The organism is Ferrovibrio sp. (assembly GCF_041906005.1).
Classification (GTDB): domain Bacteria; phylum Pseudomonadota; class Alphaproteobacteria; order Ferrovibrionales; family Ferrovibrionaceae; genus Ferrovibrio.
This window is the reverse complement of sequence record NZ_JAYRJY010000001.1, coordinates 1,797,688-1,813,568: the sequence shown is the minus strand read 5'-3', so window position 1 is coordinate 1,813,568 and position 15,881 is coordinate 1,797,688. Positions and strand designations below refer to the sequence as shown.

Genomic DNA, 15,881 nt, shown 5'->3' with positions numbered 1-15,881 from the left:
TCTCAGGCGGTACCGTCGTCCTTGCGCACCGCCTTGTATATTTCCATCGCCAGCACCAGCATGAGCGCGGGCAAGGCCAGCAGGGCGCCATGCAGCAGCGATACATCTTCCAGCCGCAACATCGGGCCGATGTTGGGCAACGATGCTGCGGCAAATTGCAGGACCTGGGCCGCGATCACACCAAGGATCAGCAGCCAGTTGCCCGAAAGCGGCACGCGGAATAGCGAGCGCCGCTCGGAACGGCAGTTCAGCACATGGGCATTCTCGAACCACACAATCAGCCAAAGTGTGAGGCCCTGCGCGACCACCAGCGGCAAATGTTCGCTTTGCAGAAGCCAGGCATAGAAGGCGAAGCTGGCCAAGCCTATCACTGCACCGGACAGCACCACCTGTTCAATCATACGGCGGTCGAAGATGCGGCTATGCTTCGGCCGTGGCCGGCGGGTGAGCAGGCCAGGCTCGGGTTTCTCAAAAGCCAGGGCCACATCCTGAATGCCATTGGTGACCAGATTGAGCCAGAGCAACTGCACGGCCGACAATGGCGGCGGCAAGCCGGTCAGACTGGCCAGCAGCATAAGCAGAATCTCGGCGGCGCCCGTCGAGATACAGAGCAGGATCACCTTGCGCAGATTGTCATAGGCCGCGCGGCCTTCCTCGATACCGGCAACGATGGAGGCGAAATTGTCATCGACCAAGATCAGGTCGGCGGCTTCGCGCGCCACATCGGTGCCGCCACGTCCCATGGCGACGCCGATATCGGCAGCCTTCAGCGCGGCCGCATCGTTGATGCCGTCGCCGGTGACGGCCACCACATGGCCCTGGCGCCGCAAGCTTTCGACGATGGCCAGCTTCTGCAAGGGTTCAGTGCGGGCAAAGACCAATGCCCGCGCCACGGCTGCATCGAAGGCAGCCGCGTCATCGGCCAGTCGCTTGAGGTCAGCACCGGTGATCAGCTGCGCTTCACCGGCCGGACCTTCGGCGGCCAGATCGAGCTGGCGCGCTATGGCGAGGGCGGTGAGAGGATGATCGCCGGTGACCATGGCGACGCGGATACCCGCCGCCTGGGCTGCGCGCACTGAAAGCCGCGCTTCCTGACGCAACGGATCGATCAGCCCGGCGAAACCGAGCAGGATCAAGCCATCCAGCGATTCCGCTTCCGGCTCGGTGACCGGGCCCGCGGCCACTGCAATCACGCGGTAACCATCGGCAGCCAATGCCCGCACCCCGCGTTCGGCGGCTTCGCGTCGCTCATCATCCCATTCGGCAGCACCACACAGGTCGAGCAGGGTTTCCGGCGCGCCTTTCACATAGGCGACCAATGTGTCGCCATCGGCGCGAAAATCGGCGGCATAGCGCCGTGCCGGTTCGTAGGCGATGCGGCCGCGATGATCCACCGCCTCCATTGCCGCATTATAGTCGAAACGCAGCGCCAACCGCAGGAAGGCAAGATCGACGGCATCGCCGATCTCGTCGCCGGTATGGTCCACCGCGCCGCCATGGGATTCCGAGCAACGCGCCGCCGCCAGCGCCAGCGCACGCGCGCGCATATCCTGCGGCGACACGCGGCCATCATTTTCGACCAGGTCCGGCAGCCAGATGGTTTCGACGGTGAGGCGGTTGATGGTGAGCGTGCCGGTCTTGTCCGTGGCGATCATGGTGCAGGCACCGAGGCCTTCCACCGCCGGCAGATGCCGCACCACCACATTCCGATGCCCCATCCGGTGCACGCTGATGGACAGCGCCACGGTCATCGCCACCGGCAGGCCCTCGGGTATGGCCGAGACGGCGAGCGCCACGGCCAGCAGAAAGATATCGGCGGCACCGGCACCGCGCAGGATTTCCAGCCCGGCAATCAACGCAATCAACACCAGCGCGGCAATGGCGATCTGGCGCGTGAAGACCTCCATGCGGCGCACCAGCGGCGGCGCCGCGCCGGCCACCTGCATGGCGAGTGCCAGGCGGCCAATCTCGCTGTGCCGACCAGTCGCGGCCACCACGGCGCGCGCCCGCCCGCTTTGCACCATCGAGCCGGCAAACAGCATGCCGTACCGGTCACCCATCGGCGCATCAGCCGCGCTGACCTGGGCGGCATCTTTTGCCACCGCCAGGGATTCGCCAGTCAGCAGGCTTTCATCGGCTTCCAGCGCATCGGCCTCGATCAGCCGCAGGTCGGCCGGGATTTTCACGCCGCTTTCCAGCTCGACCACGTCGCCAGGCACCAGCAATTCGGTATCGAGCGATACCAGCTCGGCGTCGCGCCAGACCATCACATGACCGCGCACCAGGGATTTCAAGGCGCGGGCCCGCGTCTCGGCCTGCCATTCCTGCCAGAAACCGATGCTGCCGTTGAGCAGCAGCACAATGGCGATGAAGCCGGCATCGGCGACGTGGCCCAGCAACAGGCTAACTCCTGCCGCGGCCAGCAGCAGATAGATGAACGGCGACCGGAACTGATGCAACACGACGCCCAGCATGGTGCGGGCACGGGCCTCGGGCAGCCGGTTGGGGCCATGCAGCCGCAGCCGAGCGGCGGCCTCCGTTCCACTCAGGCCGTCACGCGTGGTATCGAGGCGGGCGAGCGCGGCTTCGGCTGGCAGCGTATGGATCGGATCATGGGCAGGCGGCGGGGTCATGGCGGTATCCTGCCATGGCCCGCATCGCCTTGCACCTGATCGAAATCAAACGGGCGGCATGATCCGCTCAGAAGACGATGCTGCCACCCAGGCGCACTTCACGGCCACGGATCGGCGCGAAGTTCTTTAACATTGACGTATGGTTGCGGCCTTCCTCGTCCGTCAGGTTGCGGCCCTGGAGCTGCAGCGCCAAGTTGCGGTTCTCAGAAAAGGGCCGCCAGGTCAGCGTCGTATTCAAAACAGCATAGCCCTCGGTACGCGACTCGTTCACGCCGGCACGGTCCTGGTCCATGCGACCGGCGAGTTCGAGGCGGAAGCCGATGGCTTCACTGTCCGCATTAAAGCCAAGACCATAGCCAACCGGCGGAATCAGAGGCAGCGAGGTATTGCTGCCGGTGTCATCGGCACGCACGTAATCGATGCGGCCATCCAGCTTGAGCGCATAGCCGGCGGTGCGCCAGAAGATCCAGCCACTTTCCAGCTCGATACCTCGGAACAGCGCATCGGTCTGACTATATTGCAGTTCGTTCAGATTGTTCTGTTGGGCGCCGGTAAAACGGCCATAGATGTAATCCTGGAACCGGGTGACATAGGCATTCGCCGCGCCAGTGACGTCGCCATCGGTCTTGCGCAGGCTCAGTTCGGCATGCAAGGCGCTTTCCTTGCTCAAGGCGGCGTTGCCGATCTCGTAAGACTGCGTCGCGAGATGCGAGCCATCAGAGTAAAGCTCCTCTGCGGTCGGTGCCCGTTCGGTGCGCGACAGTGAAAGGCCCGTGGCATAACCGGGCAGGAATTTGTAGGTGGCACTGCCCGACAGGCTGGCCGGGGTGAAATCGCGGCTGCGGCCCAGGCTGCTGGCCTCGACATCGACATGCTCGATACGGCCGCCCAAGGAAAACAGCCAATTGCCGGTTTCATGACGTTCCAGCACGAACAAGGCGTTGCTGTCGGTGACGGTGGGCGTGATGAAAGCTTCCTCGCCGGTGGCGGTGAGATCGCGCCGGCCGCTTTGCAAACCGATCACGCCGCGAATGGCGCCGAGCGGTTTGTGTTCGGCTTCGAGCCGGGCTTCCCAGCTTTCGCTGTCGAACCGCGTGGCGCGCGCGCCGGTCGCCTCGATTTCATCATGCACGTAATTGGCATAGCCGAATTTCAGCCGCAGCTCGTCCAGGAAGGAAAGTGGCTCATAAAGGCCGAATTTGCCATCCAGCCGGTTCTGCCGCATGTCGATCCGCACGGGGTCGTCGCCCGGCACACCGTAATAGCTGTTGAACTGGGTCAGACTGAAGCCGGCATAGCCGGCGTCGCCCAGATAGGATGCGCCAACGGCACCGTTGCGGTTTTCCACTGCGGTATTGTCGACCCGGCCCTTGATACCGGCGGCGCGCGCCGCATTGGAGGCATAACCATTGATGCTGTAATCGTCGGAATCGAGGAAACCTGCTTCGCCGTGCACCACGAAGCGATCGCTGACCGCCGCGTTGACGCTGGCAAATCCGTTGGTTTCATGGGCGCCGCTGCCATATTCCAGTCGGGCATTACCGCTGGTACCGTTTTTCGGCATTGCATCGGGGATGCGGCCATCAATCACATTGACCACGCCACCGATCGCCGAGGACCCGTAGAGCAACGTGGCCGGGCCGCGCAACACCTCGATGCGTTCGGCGCCACCGAGCGGCGCCATCACCGCGTGATCGGGGCTGAGGGTGGAGGCATCGAAGGTATCAACGCCGTTCTGCATCACACGTACACGCGGGCCACCCTGGCCGCGGATCACCGGACGGCTGGCGCCGGCGCCGAACTGGGTGGCAGCCACGCCGGGTGTGCCATCCAGCACTTCGCCCAGTGTGGCGGCGCGGCGGCGGTCCAGCGCCTCGCCCTGCAACACCGTGCTGCCTTCCACCAGATCTTCTTGGCTCGCCCCCAAGGGAGCCGTGACCAAGACGGGGGCGAGCGTGACTGGTTTTTCCTGGGCCAGGACGGCAGCGGGCAACAGGACAAGCAGACTGACGCCAGGCAGCAGGCGGTGACGAAATGCGGATGACATGAGCAGACCCCCAGGAAGCAGTAACGTTATTTTATAACGTTACTTTATAATATTACATTCCTGCAAGCCCCTGAAATCACAGGCGCCCGCCGGGATTACCGGCAGGCGCCTAAACGAAACGCAGCTGATGAAATGCGCCGAACGACCTATTCCCCGTCCTTCTTCAGCATGCGGCCGAGCAGCCGGCCACCGAAGATATGGACATGCAGGTGCGGCACTTCCTGGTTGGCATTGACGCCGCAATTGCTGAGCAGGCGATAGCCGCCCTTCTCGGCGCCGACCACGCGGGCCGTGTCGCCGATGGCCTTGATATAGTCGGCCTGTTCTTCCGCGCTCGCCCTGGCCGAGAAGTCGTCGAAATCGACATAGGCGCCTTTCGGGATCACCAGCACATGGATGGGCGACAACGGATTGATGTCGTGGAAGGCCAGGCTGTGCCGGCTTTCATGTACCTTCTTGCACGGAATCTCGCCGCGCAGGATTTTCGCAAACACGTTGTTCGGATCGTAAGCCATGGCCTGTGGGATTCCCTTGCGTCCTACGTAAGCTGGCGCGCCTTCTTTTCCTCGATGCCCGACTGGCCTTCGCGACGGCGCAGTTCGGCGCGCACATCCTCGATGGTGATGCCGCATTCGGCCCACAGCACCAGCAGATGGAAAACGAGGTCGGCGCTTTCCGAAACCATTTCCTCGCGCGTTTCCGACACGGCGGCGATGGCGAGTTCTACCGCTTCCTCGCCCATCTTCTGTGCGATCTTGGCGCGGCCCTTGGCGAACAGTTTGGCGGTATGCGAAACCGCCGGATCACCACCCTTGCGGCTGAGGATCACGTCATAAAGGCGCTCCAGCGTGTCGCGGTTCTCGCCCATCGCGTCGGTTCCTTCCCTAGAGCCGTACCGGAATACCGGCAGCGGCCATGCGTTGTTTGGCTTCGGCAATGCTATGCCGGCCGAAGTGGAAAATCGAGGCCGCCAGCACGGCAGAGGCATGGCCCTTCACGACGCCATCGACGAAGTGATCCAGATTGCCCACACCGCCCGAAGCCACCACGGGGATATTGACCGCATCGGCCACCGCGCGGGTGAGGTCGAGATCAAAGCCCTTCTCTGTGCCGTCGCGATCCATCGAGGTCAACAGGATTTCGCCGGCGCCATAGGCAGCCATGCGCTTGGCCCATTCCACCGCATCCAGGCCAGTGGCATTGCGGCCTCCATGGGTGAAGACCTCCCACTTGCCGGGTGCCACATTGCGCGCATCAATGGCCACCACCACACACTGGCTGCCGAATTTCTCGGCCGCCTCGCGCACGAATTCCGGCCGGTTGACTGCGGCGGTGTTGATCGAGGTCTTGTCGGCGCCCGCCAGCAGCAGCTTGCGCACGTCTTCCACCACGCGCACGCCACCACCCACGGTGAGTGGCATGAAGCAGCGTTCAGCCGTGCGCGCCACCACGTCATATAATGTGTCGCGCGCATCCGACGACGCGGTGATATCAAGGAAGGTCAGTTCGTCGGCACCGGCGGCGTCATACACCGCCGCCTGCTCCACCGGATCGCCGGCATCGCGCAGGTTGACGAAATTGACGCCCTTGACGACGCGACCGTCCTTCACGTCGAGACAGGGTATGACACGGACTTTCAGGGTCATGATCCGGGATCCAGTTTCCGGGTCCGGTCATAGCGGATAGACGCCGCAAGAGGAAGCGGTTTTACTGACAAAATGGGCCTTTTCTGGCGCTCAGGCCGCGCGGTTGGCGCGCAGCTTGTTCTGCAGCAGTGCGGCCAGCCGTTCGATGCCCTCGCGGATGCGGGGCGGCTCGCCGAGCGAGAAGCTCAGGCGCGCGGTATTACGTTTCACGTCGTTGGCATAGAAAGCTGAACCAGGCACGAAAGCCACCTGGATGTCCTTTACCGCTTCGGCCAGCAGCTCGGCGCCATCGATGCTGTCGGGGAATTCCAGCCAGATGAACATGCCGCCATCGGGCCGGGTGAACCGCACCTCCTTGGGCAGGCAGCGTTCCAGAGCCTCGAGCATCACGTCGCGGCGCTCCTTGTAGGCCTTGCGCAGTTTCTCCACCTGGCTGGCATGCGAGGCTTTGGCGATGTCGCAGGCCACCATCTGGTTGATCGTGCTGCAATGCAGGTCGGACGCCTGTTTGACCAGCACCAGCTTGTTGATCAGCGATGGATCGGCACAGACCCAGCCGATGCGCAAAGCCGGGGTCAGCACCTTTGACAAACTGCCGATATAGACCACGAGGCGTTTGCCGTCGCCTTCCGGGCCGGCGAGATACTGCTGCTCCAGCGCCGCGAAGCTGGGAATGCGGGCGTTTTCGTAGCGCAGTTCCTCGTAAGGCGAATCCTCCAGGATCGCCACGTTATAACGATGCGCCAGCTCCAGAATCGCCTGACGGCGGGCCAGCGAGGTGGTGATGCCGGCCGGATTGCAGAAATCCGGCGTGAGGTAGAAGAATTTCGGCTTCTGCTTGAATGCCGCTTCCAGATCATTCAGCAGCACACCCTCATCATCCATCGGCACGGAGATGAATTTCGGCTGGTAGGTGCCGAAGACCTGAATGGCACCGAGATAGCTGGGCGAGGACATCACGACAGCATCGCCCGGATTGATCAGGGCGCGACCGAGGAAATCCAGTGCTTGCTGTGCGCCCGAGGTGATCAGCACCTGCTCGATGCCCGCTTCGATGCCATGGTTTTTCAGGTAGCCAATGATCCATTCGCGCAGCGGCGGATAACCTTCGCTGATCGAATACTGGAAGGCTTCGCCGGCCATGGCCGGATTCTGCAGCACGGACTGATAAGCCTTGCCGATGCTGTCCAGCGGGAATAGGGCCGGATCGGGGATGCCGCCGGCAAAGGAAATGATCTCCGGCCGCGCGATCAGCTTCAGCAGTTCGCGGATTTCGGAGGCGCGCAGGGTGGCAACGCTCTGGGACAGACCGGGGAACACGGATTCGGACATGGTGGCGGCTCGGGTTTCCTCTTGCTGCCGCCACCATAACCGAGCCCGGCACCGGCAGGAAAGCGCCGGCGCCGAAACGCGGGAAATTCGCGTTTATTTCGCGTCCAGATCGGCCAGCATCTTGCGCAGCTGCTTGGTCGCCGGGGTGACGATGGCGACAAAGTAAGATTCCCGCAGGCGCCGCTGGGCGGCGGCGCCGACGATATACCCCGAGGCGCCGGCATGCAGCATGGCGGCCTGGGCGGCTTTCAGCGACCAGTCACCGGCCGCCAGGCGGGCCTCGATCACCGCGCGCCAGTAGGCGGGGTCGGTGTCAAATGGCGTGGCGGCCAGACCATGCACCGTTTCACGCATGGCGGCCAGGGCATCCTCGAACATCGCCGGCTGTTCGGGGATGTATTTATTAATATGGCCCAGGCCCTTTTCGGTGCCGCGCATGATGTTGATGCAGCCCTGAATCAGGCCAAAGGCCATGCCGGCCTGCAGCAGGATGAAACCGGCACGGATGCGTTTGATGAAACCTTCCACCGGTTCGGCCAGAACCATGCTGTCTGGGATGAAGGCCTTGCGGAACGTCACCGCCATGGTGCGGGTACCTTCCAGCGCCAGGAAATGAGTGGACTGGCGCAGCACAATATCCTCACGGCTGCAATCCACCACTGCCATCACGCGGTGCTGCGGCGCATCGGCCAGTTCAAAGACGGCACCGAACAGATGATCGTCGCCCAGATTGGAAACCCAGGGCAGGCCGCCCGAGACTTCGTAGCCGCCCTTCACGCGGCGACCCTTCAGCTTCAGCGGCTCGATGCCGAAGAAACTTTTCATCGGATTCGACAAACCGGTGCCACCCAGCAGGGCGCCCTGCGCCACCTTGCCAAGCAGGGCTTGGCGCGGCGCGGCGTTCTGGCTCTGCGCCAGATACCAGGCCAGGGCGTCCTGACACCAGATGCAGAAAGCCGTGGACAGGCAATGCTCGCCGGCCACCGCCATGGCTTCGATGGCCGTGATCAGATCTGGCTTGGCCCCGATATGGGCTGAATAGGCACCGGCTTCGCCGAAGCTGCGCATGATGGCATCGGGATAAATGCCTTCATGGTCGATCTTGTGCACCTGCGGCAGCAGATCGCTGGCGACAATGCCGCGCAGGCGGCCGAGCAGATCGTCGCGGCCCGAAAGAGATGCGGCGGGGATCATGCCCGCCGCGGTAACGGGCACCGGTTCCGACAGGGTGACGGAAGCGAGGGCGGCGGACATGGGCATCTCCTTGGGCTGCGACGATCGTCTCTTGAGATCAGCGATGCGGCCGGGCGTCAGCCCAGCACGACATCCACGCCGACCGGCTTCATGAAGGTGTTGGCCACCGGCGACCACTTCTTCACATGCTGGACCAGGGCTTCCAGATCGGCCTTGGGCGCATCGGCATCCAGATCGACCTTGATGCGCACGGCATCGAAGCCCACCGGCTTGGGCGAGGTGTCGCCGGTGCCCCAGACAGCCGTGATGTTGATATCGGCTTCCAGCTCCAGCTCGAGTTTGCGGATGGTGATGTTGCGTGCGACGGCATTGGCATGGATGCCGACGGCAATGCACGAACCCAGCGCCGCCAGCGAGGCTTCGGAAGGGTTCGGCGCGGTATCGTCGCCCAGCAGGCCCGGCGGCTCGTCCACGATATAGGGCGGCAGGTTGCGGATGTAGTTGAGATGCCGGAAACGGCCTTCGGCCACGGTCTTGCACTTCAGGGTCTTGATCGCTTTCGGGTTTTCCTTGCCCTTGGCAATCAGATCCAGCAGGCCGTCCTTGTCGATCGGGGCGAGACAGCCGGTAATGGCGGTAGCGGGTACGGGATTGGCGCTCATTGTTAGACTCCTTTCAGGGTTTTCGGTCTTGTGGCGCGGGTTTCATCCTTCCCTGGTCCAGCCATAACGCTTGATCAGGGTCAGACAGATCCAGTCGAGCAGGAAGCCGACCGCGCCGATCACCACCACGATGGCGGCCAGGCGGTCATATTCCAGGGTGTCGCGGGCGTCGTTGATGGCATAGCCAAGGCCGCTGGTGACGCCGAGATATTCCGCCGGCACCAGCACCACCCAGGCGGTGCCGAGCGCGAGACGGATGCCGGTCAGCACGTCCTGCGCCGCTGCCGGCAGGATGATTTGCAGCAGCATCTGCCAGGAGCGCGCGCCGAGATTGCGCGCCACCTTGAACCAGGCAGGATCGATCTTGCGTATGCCATTGGCGGTGGCAAACGTGATCGGCCAGACGGCAGCGGCAAAGATCAGGAAAACGATGGCCCCTTCCCAGCTGGAGAAACTGAGCACCGCGATCGGCATCCACGACAGCGGGCTGATCATGCGCAGGAACTGGAACGGCACATGGGTCAGGTTGCGCAGGGCAGCGATCCGTCCGATGGCGATACCAACCGGCACGCCGATGGCAATCGCCCAGGCCATGCCGCCCAGGATTCGTAGCAGGCTGGGCTGCATAGTGGACCACAGACTGCCGCCAGAGATCAGCTTCCACAGGCTTTTGAAGGCCGGGCCGGGTGCGAAGCCGGCGAAATTGGCGGTGGCCGGGTTGCTGGCGACGATCCAGCCGCCGATCCACCACAGGCCCAGCAGCAGACCGATGCCCAACGCCGCATTGCCCAGCGACGCAAACTGTCCCCGCATTCCCGGCGACAGGCGGGGCAGCTTCTTCGCAGCCGGCATGTCGAGCACCAGCGTCACAGCGCGATGACCTCCTCACGGGTGAAGGGGTCGCTGCCGGTTGGCACGGTCGGGTCCTTGCGCCAGTCGGGGAACTTGGCCAGCGCCTTGCGGATGAAGCGGTCGTCGACCAGGTCCTTGGCGACGAAATCGGGATCGAGGCCGCCGAGGAACGTTGTGTCACCCGACACCACGGTCTCGTTCATCGCCTTGACGATCAGCTTGGTGGCCGAAGCGTAGGGAAAGCCGTTGAAATCGATGCGGCCGTTTTTCCAGTCGGGGTGCTTGATCGCCGGCGGCGCCGCATAGGTGCCGGTATCGTACAGCGTCATGGCGCGTTCGACCACATCCTGCGGCACCGGCAGGTATTCCATGCCGTCACGCGACAGCAGTTTGGCGACTTCTTTCTTGTTGGCGCTGGCATAAACCTGCGCCTTCACCACGGCATTCACCACCTTCTGCGTCCACTCGGCGCGTTCTTTCGTGTCGGCTTCATGCATGCAAACGACGCAGCAAGGATGGTTCTTCCACATATCGCCGGTAAAGCGCAGCGTCTTGGCGCCGGCGCGCAATTCGCCTAAGGCATTGAACGGCTCGGCGACGATGTAGGCGTCGATCTTCTTGGCGGCCAGCGCCGGCGGCATATCGGACGGCGCCATGACCTGCAGGTTGCATTCATCGGCCGCTAACGGCTGGCCCTGCTCCTTGATCACGGCCTTCACGCCATTCACCCGCATGGCCATCTGCAGCACGATATTGTGCATCGAGTACCAGTAGGGCACGGCGACCTGTTTGCCGCGCAGGTCGGCGAAGCTATCGATGCCGGCATCCTTGCCAACGACGATGGCCGAGCCGTTGGTATGCGCCCAGGCCATGATCTTGACCGGGAACTTGTTGTTGTAGCGCATCCAGACCGGAATCGGCTTGAGGAAATGCACCAGGTTGAATTTCTGCGCGGCGAAGCTTTCCACCAGCGACGACCATGAGCGGATCAGGGTCGGCTTCTCGGCAACCAGGCCTTCGTCCTTGAAGAAGCCCATGCCGTGGGCAACCAGCAGGGCGGTGGCGTCGGTGATCGGCAGATAGCCGATGCGCACCACGTCGTCTTTTGGCTGCGCGAAGGACAGGCCGGGTTTCAGCGCACCCATCATGGCCAGGCCGCCGGCCGCCATCAGGTCGAGATAACCGCGCCGCGTCAGGCCGCCTTTCGCAGCACCAGCGCTATGGTCGATCAGGTTGCCGCTGTCACACTGCTCGCACATAGCTCACCTCGTTCATCTTGAATGTCGTCTGGGAAATGTCGGCGTCGTTTCCGCCGCGCGGCAATTGCTCGCCGGTGCAGCCTTCAAAGAGTTTCAGCAACCGGTCGCGTTCGGCCTGCACGGCGGGATCGGCGCGATGACGCTCTTCCGGCAGGTCAATCCGGGTGACGACGGCGATGCAGCCCGGATCGGCCTGCATCACCAGCGCGCAATCAGCCATCAGCACGGCCTCGTCGATATCGTGCGTCACCAGCACCAGGGTGATCTTGCGGTCGCGGCAGATGCGACGCACGTCGCGCTGCAAAGATGCGCGCGTGAAGGCATCCAGCGCCGAGAACGGTTCGTCGAGCAACAGCACATCGGGCTGCGTCGCCAGCGAGCGGGCCAGCGCGACGCGCTGCTGCTGGCCGCCGGAAAGCTGCAGGGCCGGGGTGTCGTAATGCTCGCCCAGCTGCACCAGGTTGAGCAGGTCCTGCACGACGGCACGTCGTTCGGCCGGCTTCACGCCGGCGAATTTCAGGCCGAGCGCTGCATTCTCGCCCACGCTCATCCACGGATAGAGCGACGGCGACTGGAACATCATGTTCCATTTCGGCGATGGGCCGCGCACGATCTCGCCGTCGATCAGCACCTGGCCCTCGGCGGGCTTGAGCAGGCCGGCGATGATATGCAGCAGGGTGGACTTGCCGCAGCCCGAGCGGCCGATCAACGCCACCGCTTCGCAGGGCTGGATTTCGGCCTCGATGCCGCGCAGGGCCGGCTGGCCACGGCGATACTGGTGGCCGATGCCCCGTAACTGGATATGCGCGCCCGGCTTATACATGGGCGCCGGCTCCGCAGGAGGCGGCAGAATGGATGAGCGGGCGAATACGGCCATGCGGCGGGGACTCCAATAAACACACATTGTAGTGTGAATACATAGAGTATGCTTCATTTAAAATGTGAATCCAATAGAACAACATTCTTTATTGTCCTTTCTGGATCACCCGTCACAAGAATGATCGGTCTATCTAGAGCAAGCTTGATGCCAAGTCTGTTTTATCAATGGCTTAGAGATTTTGCGAACTACCCGATGATCGAGTCTGACCGCAAAGCATGCAGCGCCGACGGGCAGAGGCCGGAATCTTGGGCAATTCCACAGTCCGGATTGTGACTATCCAGCCGACCGGGGCTAGCTTATACAAAGCCCTAGACAGACCGATCCGTTCAGAGTCTTCTCAGAGCACCATGCAGTCCCAGCCCGCCCCCGTTACCGAGACCGACGGCACCGCCCAGCCGACTGAACGCCTGCTGAGCACCGCCAAGCTGCTGTTCTGCCGCGACGGCATCCATGCCACCGGCATCGACCGCATCATTGCGGAATCCGGCGTGGCGCGGATGACGTTGTATAACCGCTTCGGTTCCAAGGAAGGCCTGCTCTATGCCGTGCTGGAACGCGAAGGCGAGGAATGGCGCGACTGGTTCTTCTCGGCCGTGGAAGCTGCGGGCGGCACGCCGGCGCAAAAGCTGAAAGCGGTGTTCCCGGTTTTACGCCGCTGGTTCGAACGCGAGGATTATTTCGGCTGCGCCTTCATCAATGCCGTGGCCGAACATGATAAGGGCGAGACGCGGTTGCGTGGCCTGACGCTGAAACACAAAGGCGCGGTGCTGGAATTTTTCGGCCGTCTGGCCCGCGAGGCGGGCATCAATGCTCCCGATGCGCTGGCGCACCAGATCGGCCTTTTGATGGATGGCGCCATTGTCGCCGCGATGGTGACGCAGCAGCCGGCGATGGCCGATCATGCCGCGGCCGCAGCGGGGGCGATCCTCGACGCGGCCCTGCCGAAAGCGGCCTAGGCCGCTTCCCGCAACGCAGCGGCCGGATCGATACGGCCATCATACAGCGCGCGGCCCAGGATCGCGCCGTCGATCGCCGCACCGTTGGCGGCTTCCTTCTTCAGCGCAATCACATCCTCGATGCCGGCCAGACCGCCCGAGGCGATCACCGGGATCGGCACGGCGCGCGCCATCGCCGCGGTGGCCACGACATTCACGCCTTTCAGCAGGCCGTCGCGATCAATATCCGTGTAGACGATGGCGGCCACGCCGGCATCGACGAATTTCTTCGCCAGGTCGATGGCATCCAGATCGCTGGCCTCGGCCCAGCCTTCCACCGCCACGCGGCCCGAGCGGGCATCAATGCCGACCACGACACGACCGGGCCAGCGTTTCGCTGCCGCCTTCACCAGATCGGGATTACGCACGGCAACCGTGCCGAGGATCACGCGGGAAATGCCGGCCTCAAGCCAGTTTTCGATGGTGGCCTCATCGCGGATGCCGCCGCCGAGCTGGATCGGCAGGGTCACAGCCTTGCGAATGGCGCGCACGGCTTCGGCATTGGCCGGCTTGCCGGCAAAGGCGCCGTCCAGATCGACCAGATGCAGATATCGAAAGCCCGCATCCTGCCATTGTTTTGCCTGGGCAGCGGGATCGCGATTGAAGACCGTGACACGGTTCATGTCGCCCTGCTGCAGACGGACGCATTCGCCATTCTTGAGATCGATGGCGGGATAAAGATTGAGGGCGCTCATTCGCTGATCAGAGCCTTGGTGTAGAAATAACCGTCGACATAGGCGCCGTCGACAAAAGCATATCGTGGCTTGGTACCCCAGCGTTTATAGCCTGCCTGCTCACAGAGCTGGATCGCCGCCGTCTGGGTGGCGCGGAAATCGAGGTCGATCTGGCGGAAGCCGGCCTCGCGGGCGGTATCCTCCACCACTTTCACCAGGCCCCGCGCCAAGCCATGACCCCGCGCCCAGGGCGCGATGAAGAAGGTGGTCAGCGTGGCAGAATGCGCCTGAGCCTCGTTATTGGGTGGCGGGCGCAACAACTGCGCCGAACCGACGATGGCGCCATCCAGCCGGGCAACGAACAGATCACGCTGTGGCATCAGCAGCACGCCACGCCAGTAGCTTTCCAGAACCCGGCGCGGCGGCACCTTCAGCCAGCCAAAGCCGTTGCCGTCGATGATCGCCTTCTCTGCGGCTTCGGAAAGCTCGTCGATCTCGTCATCGCCAAGCGCGACCACCTTTTCGACCACCGCATTGGGCGTGATCTGCTGCAGCTTAACCGCCATGGTGCGCATCTCGTCCGGCTCGTTGCTCATGGTCGCCACCGCAGGAAGTTGGCCAGCAACCGCAGGCCGGTGGCCTGGCTTTTCTCAGGATGGAACTGCGTGCCAACCATGTTGTCGCGGCCAATGGCCGCCACCACCGGGCCGCCGTAATCGGCCTCGGCCAGCACCACGGCGGAATCGTTGGGTCGCAGGTGATAGCTGTGCACGAAATAGGCATGATCACCGGACGTGATGCCGGCCAGCACCGGGTGCTGCGGCTGCAGCAGGCGCAACTGGTTCCAGCCCATATGCGGCACCTTCAGCGCGGCATCGGAAGGTCGGAGCATTTCCACCGCGCCGTCGATCCAGCCCAGACCCTTATGCTCGCCATGCTCACGGCCGACTGTGGCCATCAGCTGCATGCCGACGCAGATGCCCAGAAAGGGTTTGCCACCTTTGATCACCTGCTCGTTCAGCGTCTCGATCATGCCGGGCAAACTGCTCAGGCCCCGATAGCAGTCGGCGAAAGCGCCCACGCCCGGCAGCACGATGGCATCGGCGGCAGCAACGGCCTTCGTGTCGGCGGTGACTGCCAGATCGAGCGCGAGGCCGTTTTCATCGGCGGCGCGCTGGATCGCCTTGGCGGCCGACCGCAGGTTGCCCGAGCCGTAATCGATCAGGGACAGCTTCATCACACCAACCTCGGAAATGCGTCGGTCTGCTGCTGCGGCAGCAGGATGCGAACCGGCGCAGCCGATGCACCCGCCGGCGAAGATACGCCTGCTGTGGCATGGCCGCGGATATATCCTTCTTCTGCCTCTTGCGCATCGCTGGCACGCAGCACGCCCACGAAACGCCAGCCCCGACGAGCGAGAGTCCAGCGCCGGTAATCCGCCGCCATGGCGCCGATCAGGAAACTCAGCCCCAATGCCAGTACGGTGGCGGCGGGTTCGGCGATATCGCCGAGTTCCAGGGCGATGCCCCAGATCATGCTGAGCAGCAGATAGCCGATCAGGCCAAGCCAGAGGCGATGGCGCAGCAGCCAGAGCGGCGGAAAAATTGCCGCCCACCAGGAAAAGCCATTGCCCACGGCCACGACCTGCGGATCGCCGCCGGTTGGGCCGGGGCGTTCATGCAAGGTGAAGAAACGCATGATTGCCCC

At 63.4% G+C, this 15,881-nt stretch carries 16 protein-coding genes; 1 reads left to right on the top strand and 15 read right to left on the bottom strand.

Annotated features, from left to right (window positions below; translation table 11 throughout):
- Window positions 1-2: 2 nt before the first annotated feature.
- From ACE3OO_RS08745 to ACE3OO_RS08695, 11 genes are all read right to left on the bottom strand, one after another.
- Window positions 3-2,633, bottom strand: a complete 2,631-nt coding sequence (locus ACE3OO_RS08745; RefSeq protein WP_374301840.1) for a cation-translocating P-type ATPase — start codon at window positions 2,631-2,633, stop codon at window positions 3-5.
- 67 nt (window positions 2,634-2,700) lie between these two features.
- Window positions 2,701-4,680 (bottom strand): TonB-dependent receptor, encoded by a 1,980-nt coding sequence (locus ACE3OO_RS08740; RefSeq protein WP_374301838.1) that lies wholly within the window; start codon window positions 4,678-4,680, stop codon window positions 2,701-2,703.
- Between the two features lie 146 nt (window positions 4,681-4,826).
- Entirely contained in the window at window positions 4,827-5,195 is a 369-nt protein-coding gene (locus ACE3OO_RS08735) for an HIT domain-containing protein (protein ID WP_374301836.1), read from the bottom strand.
- Window positions 5,196-5,218: 23 nt separating this feature from the next.
- On the bottom strand, window positions 5,219-5,548 hold the full coding sequence (locus ACE3OO_RS08730; protein WP_300299876.1) for a phosphoribosyl-ATP diphosphatase: 330 nt from the start codon (window positions 5,546-5,548) through the stop codon (window positions 5,219-5,221).
- Between the two features lie 16 nt (window positions 5,549-5,564).
- Window positions 5,565-6,326: an imidazole glycerol phosphate synthase subunit HisF gene (gene hisF, locus ACE3OO_RS08725; protein WP_374301833.1), complete on the bottom strand. Its 762-nt coding sequence runs from the start codon at window positions 6,324-6,326 to the stop codon at window positions 5,565-5,567.
- A 90-nt stretch (window positions 6,327-6,416) separates the two neighbouring features.
- Entirely contained in the window at window positions 6,417-7,658 is a 1,242-nt protein-coding gene (locus ACE3OO_RS08720; RefSeq protein WP_374301831.1) for a PLP-dependent aminotransferase family protein, read from the bottom strand.
- Between the two features lie 93 nt (window positions 7,659-7,751).
- On the bottom strand, window positions 7,752-8,912 hold the full coding sequence (locus ACE3OO_RS08715) for an acyl-CoA dehydrogenase family protein (RefSeq protein WP_374301829.1): 1,161 nt from the start codon (window positions 8,910-8,912) through the stop codon (window positions 7,752-7,754).
- 56 nt (window positions 8,913-8,968) lie between these two features.
- Window positions 8,969-9,514, bottom strand: coding sequence for an OsmC family protein (locus ACE3OO_RS08710; RefSeq protein WP_374301827.1), 546 nt, complete (start codon window positions 9,512-9,514; stop codon window positions 8,969-8,971).
- A gap of 42 nt (window positions 9,515-9,556) precedes the next feature.
- Window positions 9,557-10,384, bottom strand: coding sequence for an ABC transporter permease (locus tag ACE3OO_RS08705; protein WP_374301825.1), 828 nt, complete (start codon window positions 10,382-10,384; stop codon window positions 9,557-9,559).
- The gene (locus tag ACE3OO_RS08700; protein WP_374301823.1) at window positions 10,381-11,625 is read right to left on the bottom strand and encodes an ABC transporter substrate-binding protein; all 1,245 of its coding nucleotides are present in this window, start codon (window positions 11,623-11,625) and stop codon (window positions 10,381-10,383) included. Before ACE3OO_RS08700 ends, ACE3OO_RS08705 begins: the two co-directional genes overlap by 4 nt.
- Window positions 11,609-12,448: an ABC transporter ATP-binding protein gene (locus ACE3OO_RS08695; protein ID WP_374301821.1), complete on the bottom strand. Its 840-nt coding sequence runs from the start codon at window positions 12,446-12,448 to the stop codon at window positions 11,609-11,611. The genes ACE3OO_RS08700 and ACE3OO_RS08695 overlap by 17 nt, the downstream gene beginning before the upstream one ends.
- A 404-nt stretch (window positions 12,449-12,852) precedes the next feature.
- Between ACE3OO_RS08695 and ACE3OO_RS08690 the strand changes: the two genes are divergently transcribed.
- A complete protein-coding gene (locus ACE3OO_RS08690; protein WP_374301819.1) occupies window positions 12,853-13,461 on the top strand; it encodes a TetR/AcrR family transcriptional regulator in 609 nt (202 codons plus the stop codon).
- Here the strand turns inward: ACE3OO_RS08690 and hisA are convergent.
- From hisA to ACE3OO_RS08670, 4 genes are read right to left on the bottom strand one after another with little or no spacing between them, the layout of a single operon-like run.
- Window positions 13,458-14,195, bottom strand: coding sequence for a 1-(5-phosphoribosyl)-5-[(5-phosphoribosylamino)methylideneamino]imidazole-4-carboxamide isomerase (gene hisA, locus ACE3OO_RS08685; RefSeq protein ID WP_374301817.1), 738 nt, complete (start codon window positions 14,193-14,195; stop codon window positions 13,458-13,460). The genes ACE3OO_RS08690 and hisA overlap by 4 nt on opposite strands.
- A complete protein-coding gene (locus tag ACE3OO_RS08680) occupies window positions 14,192-14,770 on the bottom strand; it encodes an N-acetyltransferase family protein (protein WP_374301815.1) in 579 nt (192 codons plus the stop codon). Before ACE3OO_RS08680 ends, hisA begins: the two co-directional genes overlap by 4 nt.
- On the bottom strand, window positions 14,767-15,411 hold the full coding sequence (gene hisH / locus ACE3OO_RS08675; RefSeq protein ID WP_374301813.1) for an imidazole glycerol phosphate synthase subunit HisH: 645 nt from the start codon (window positions 15,409-15,411) through the stop codon (window positions 14,767-14,769). The genes ACE3OO_RS08680 and hisH overlap by 4 nt, the downstream gene beginning before the upstream one ends.
- Window positions 15,411-15,872, bottom strand: a complete 462-nt coding sequence (locus ACE3OO_RS08670) for a DUF2628 domain-containing protein (protein WP_374301811.1) — start codon at window positions 15,870-15,872, stop codon at window positions 15,411-15,413. The genes hisH and ACE3OO_RS08670 overlap by 1 nt, the downstream gene beginning before the upstream one ends.
- Window positions 15,873-15,881: the final 9 nt, after the last annotated feature.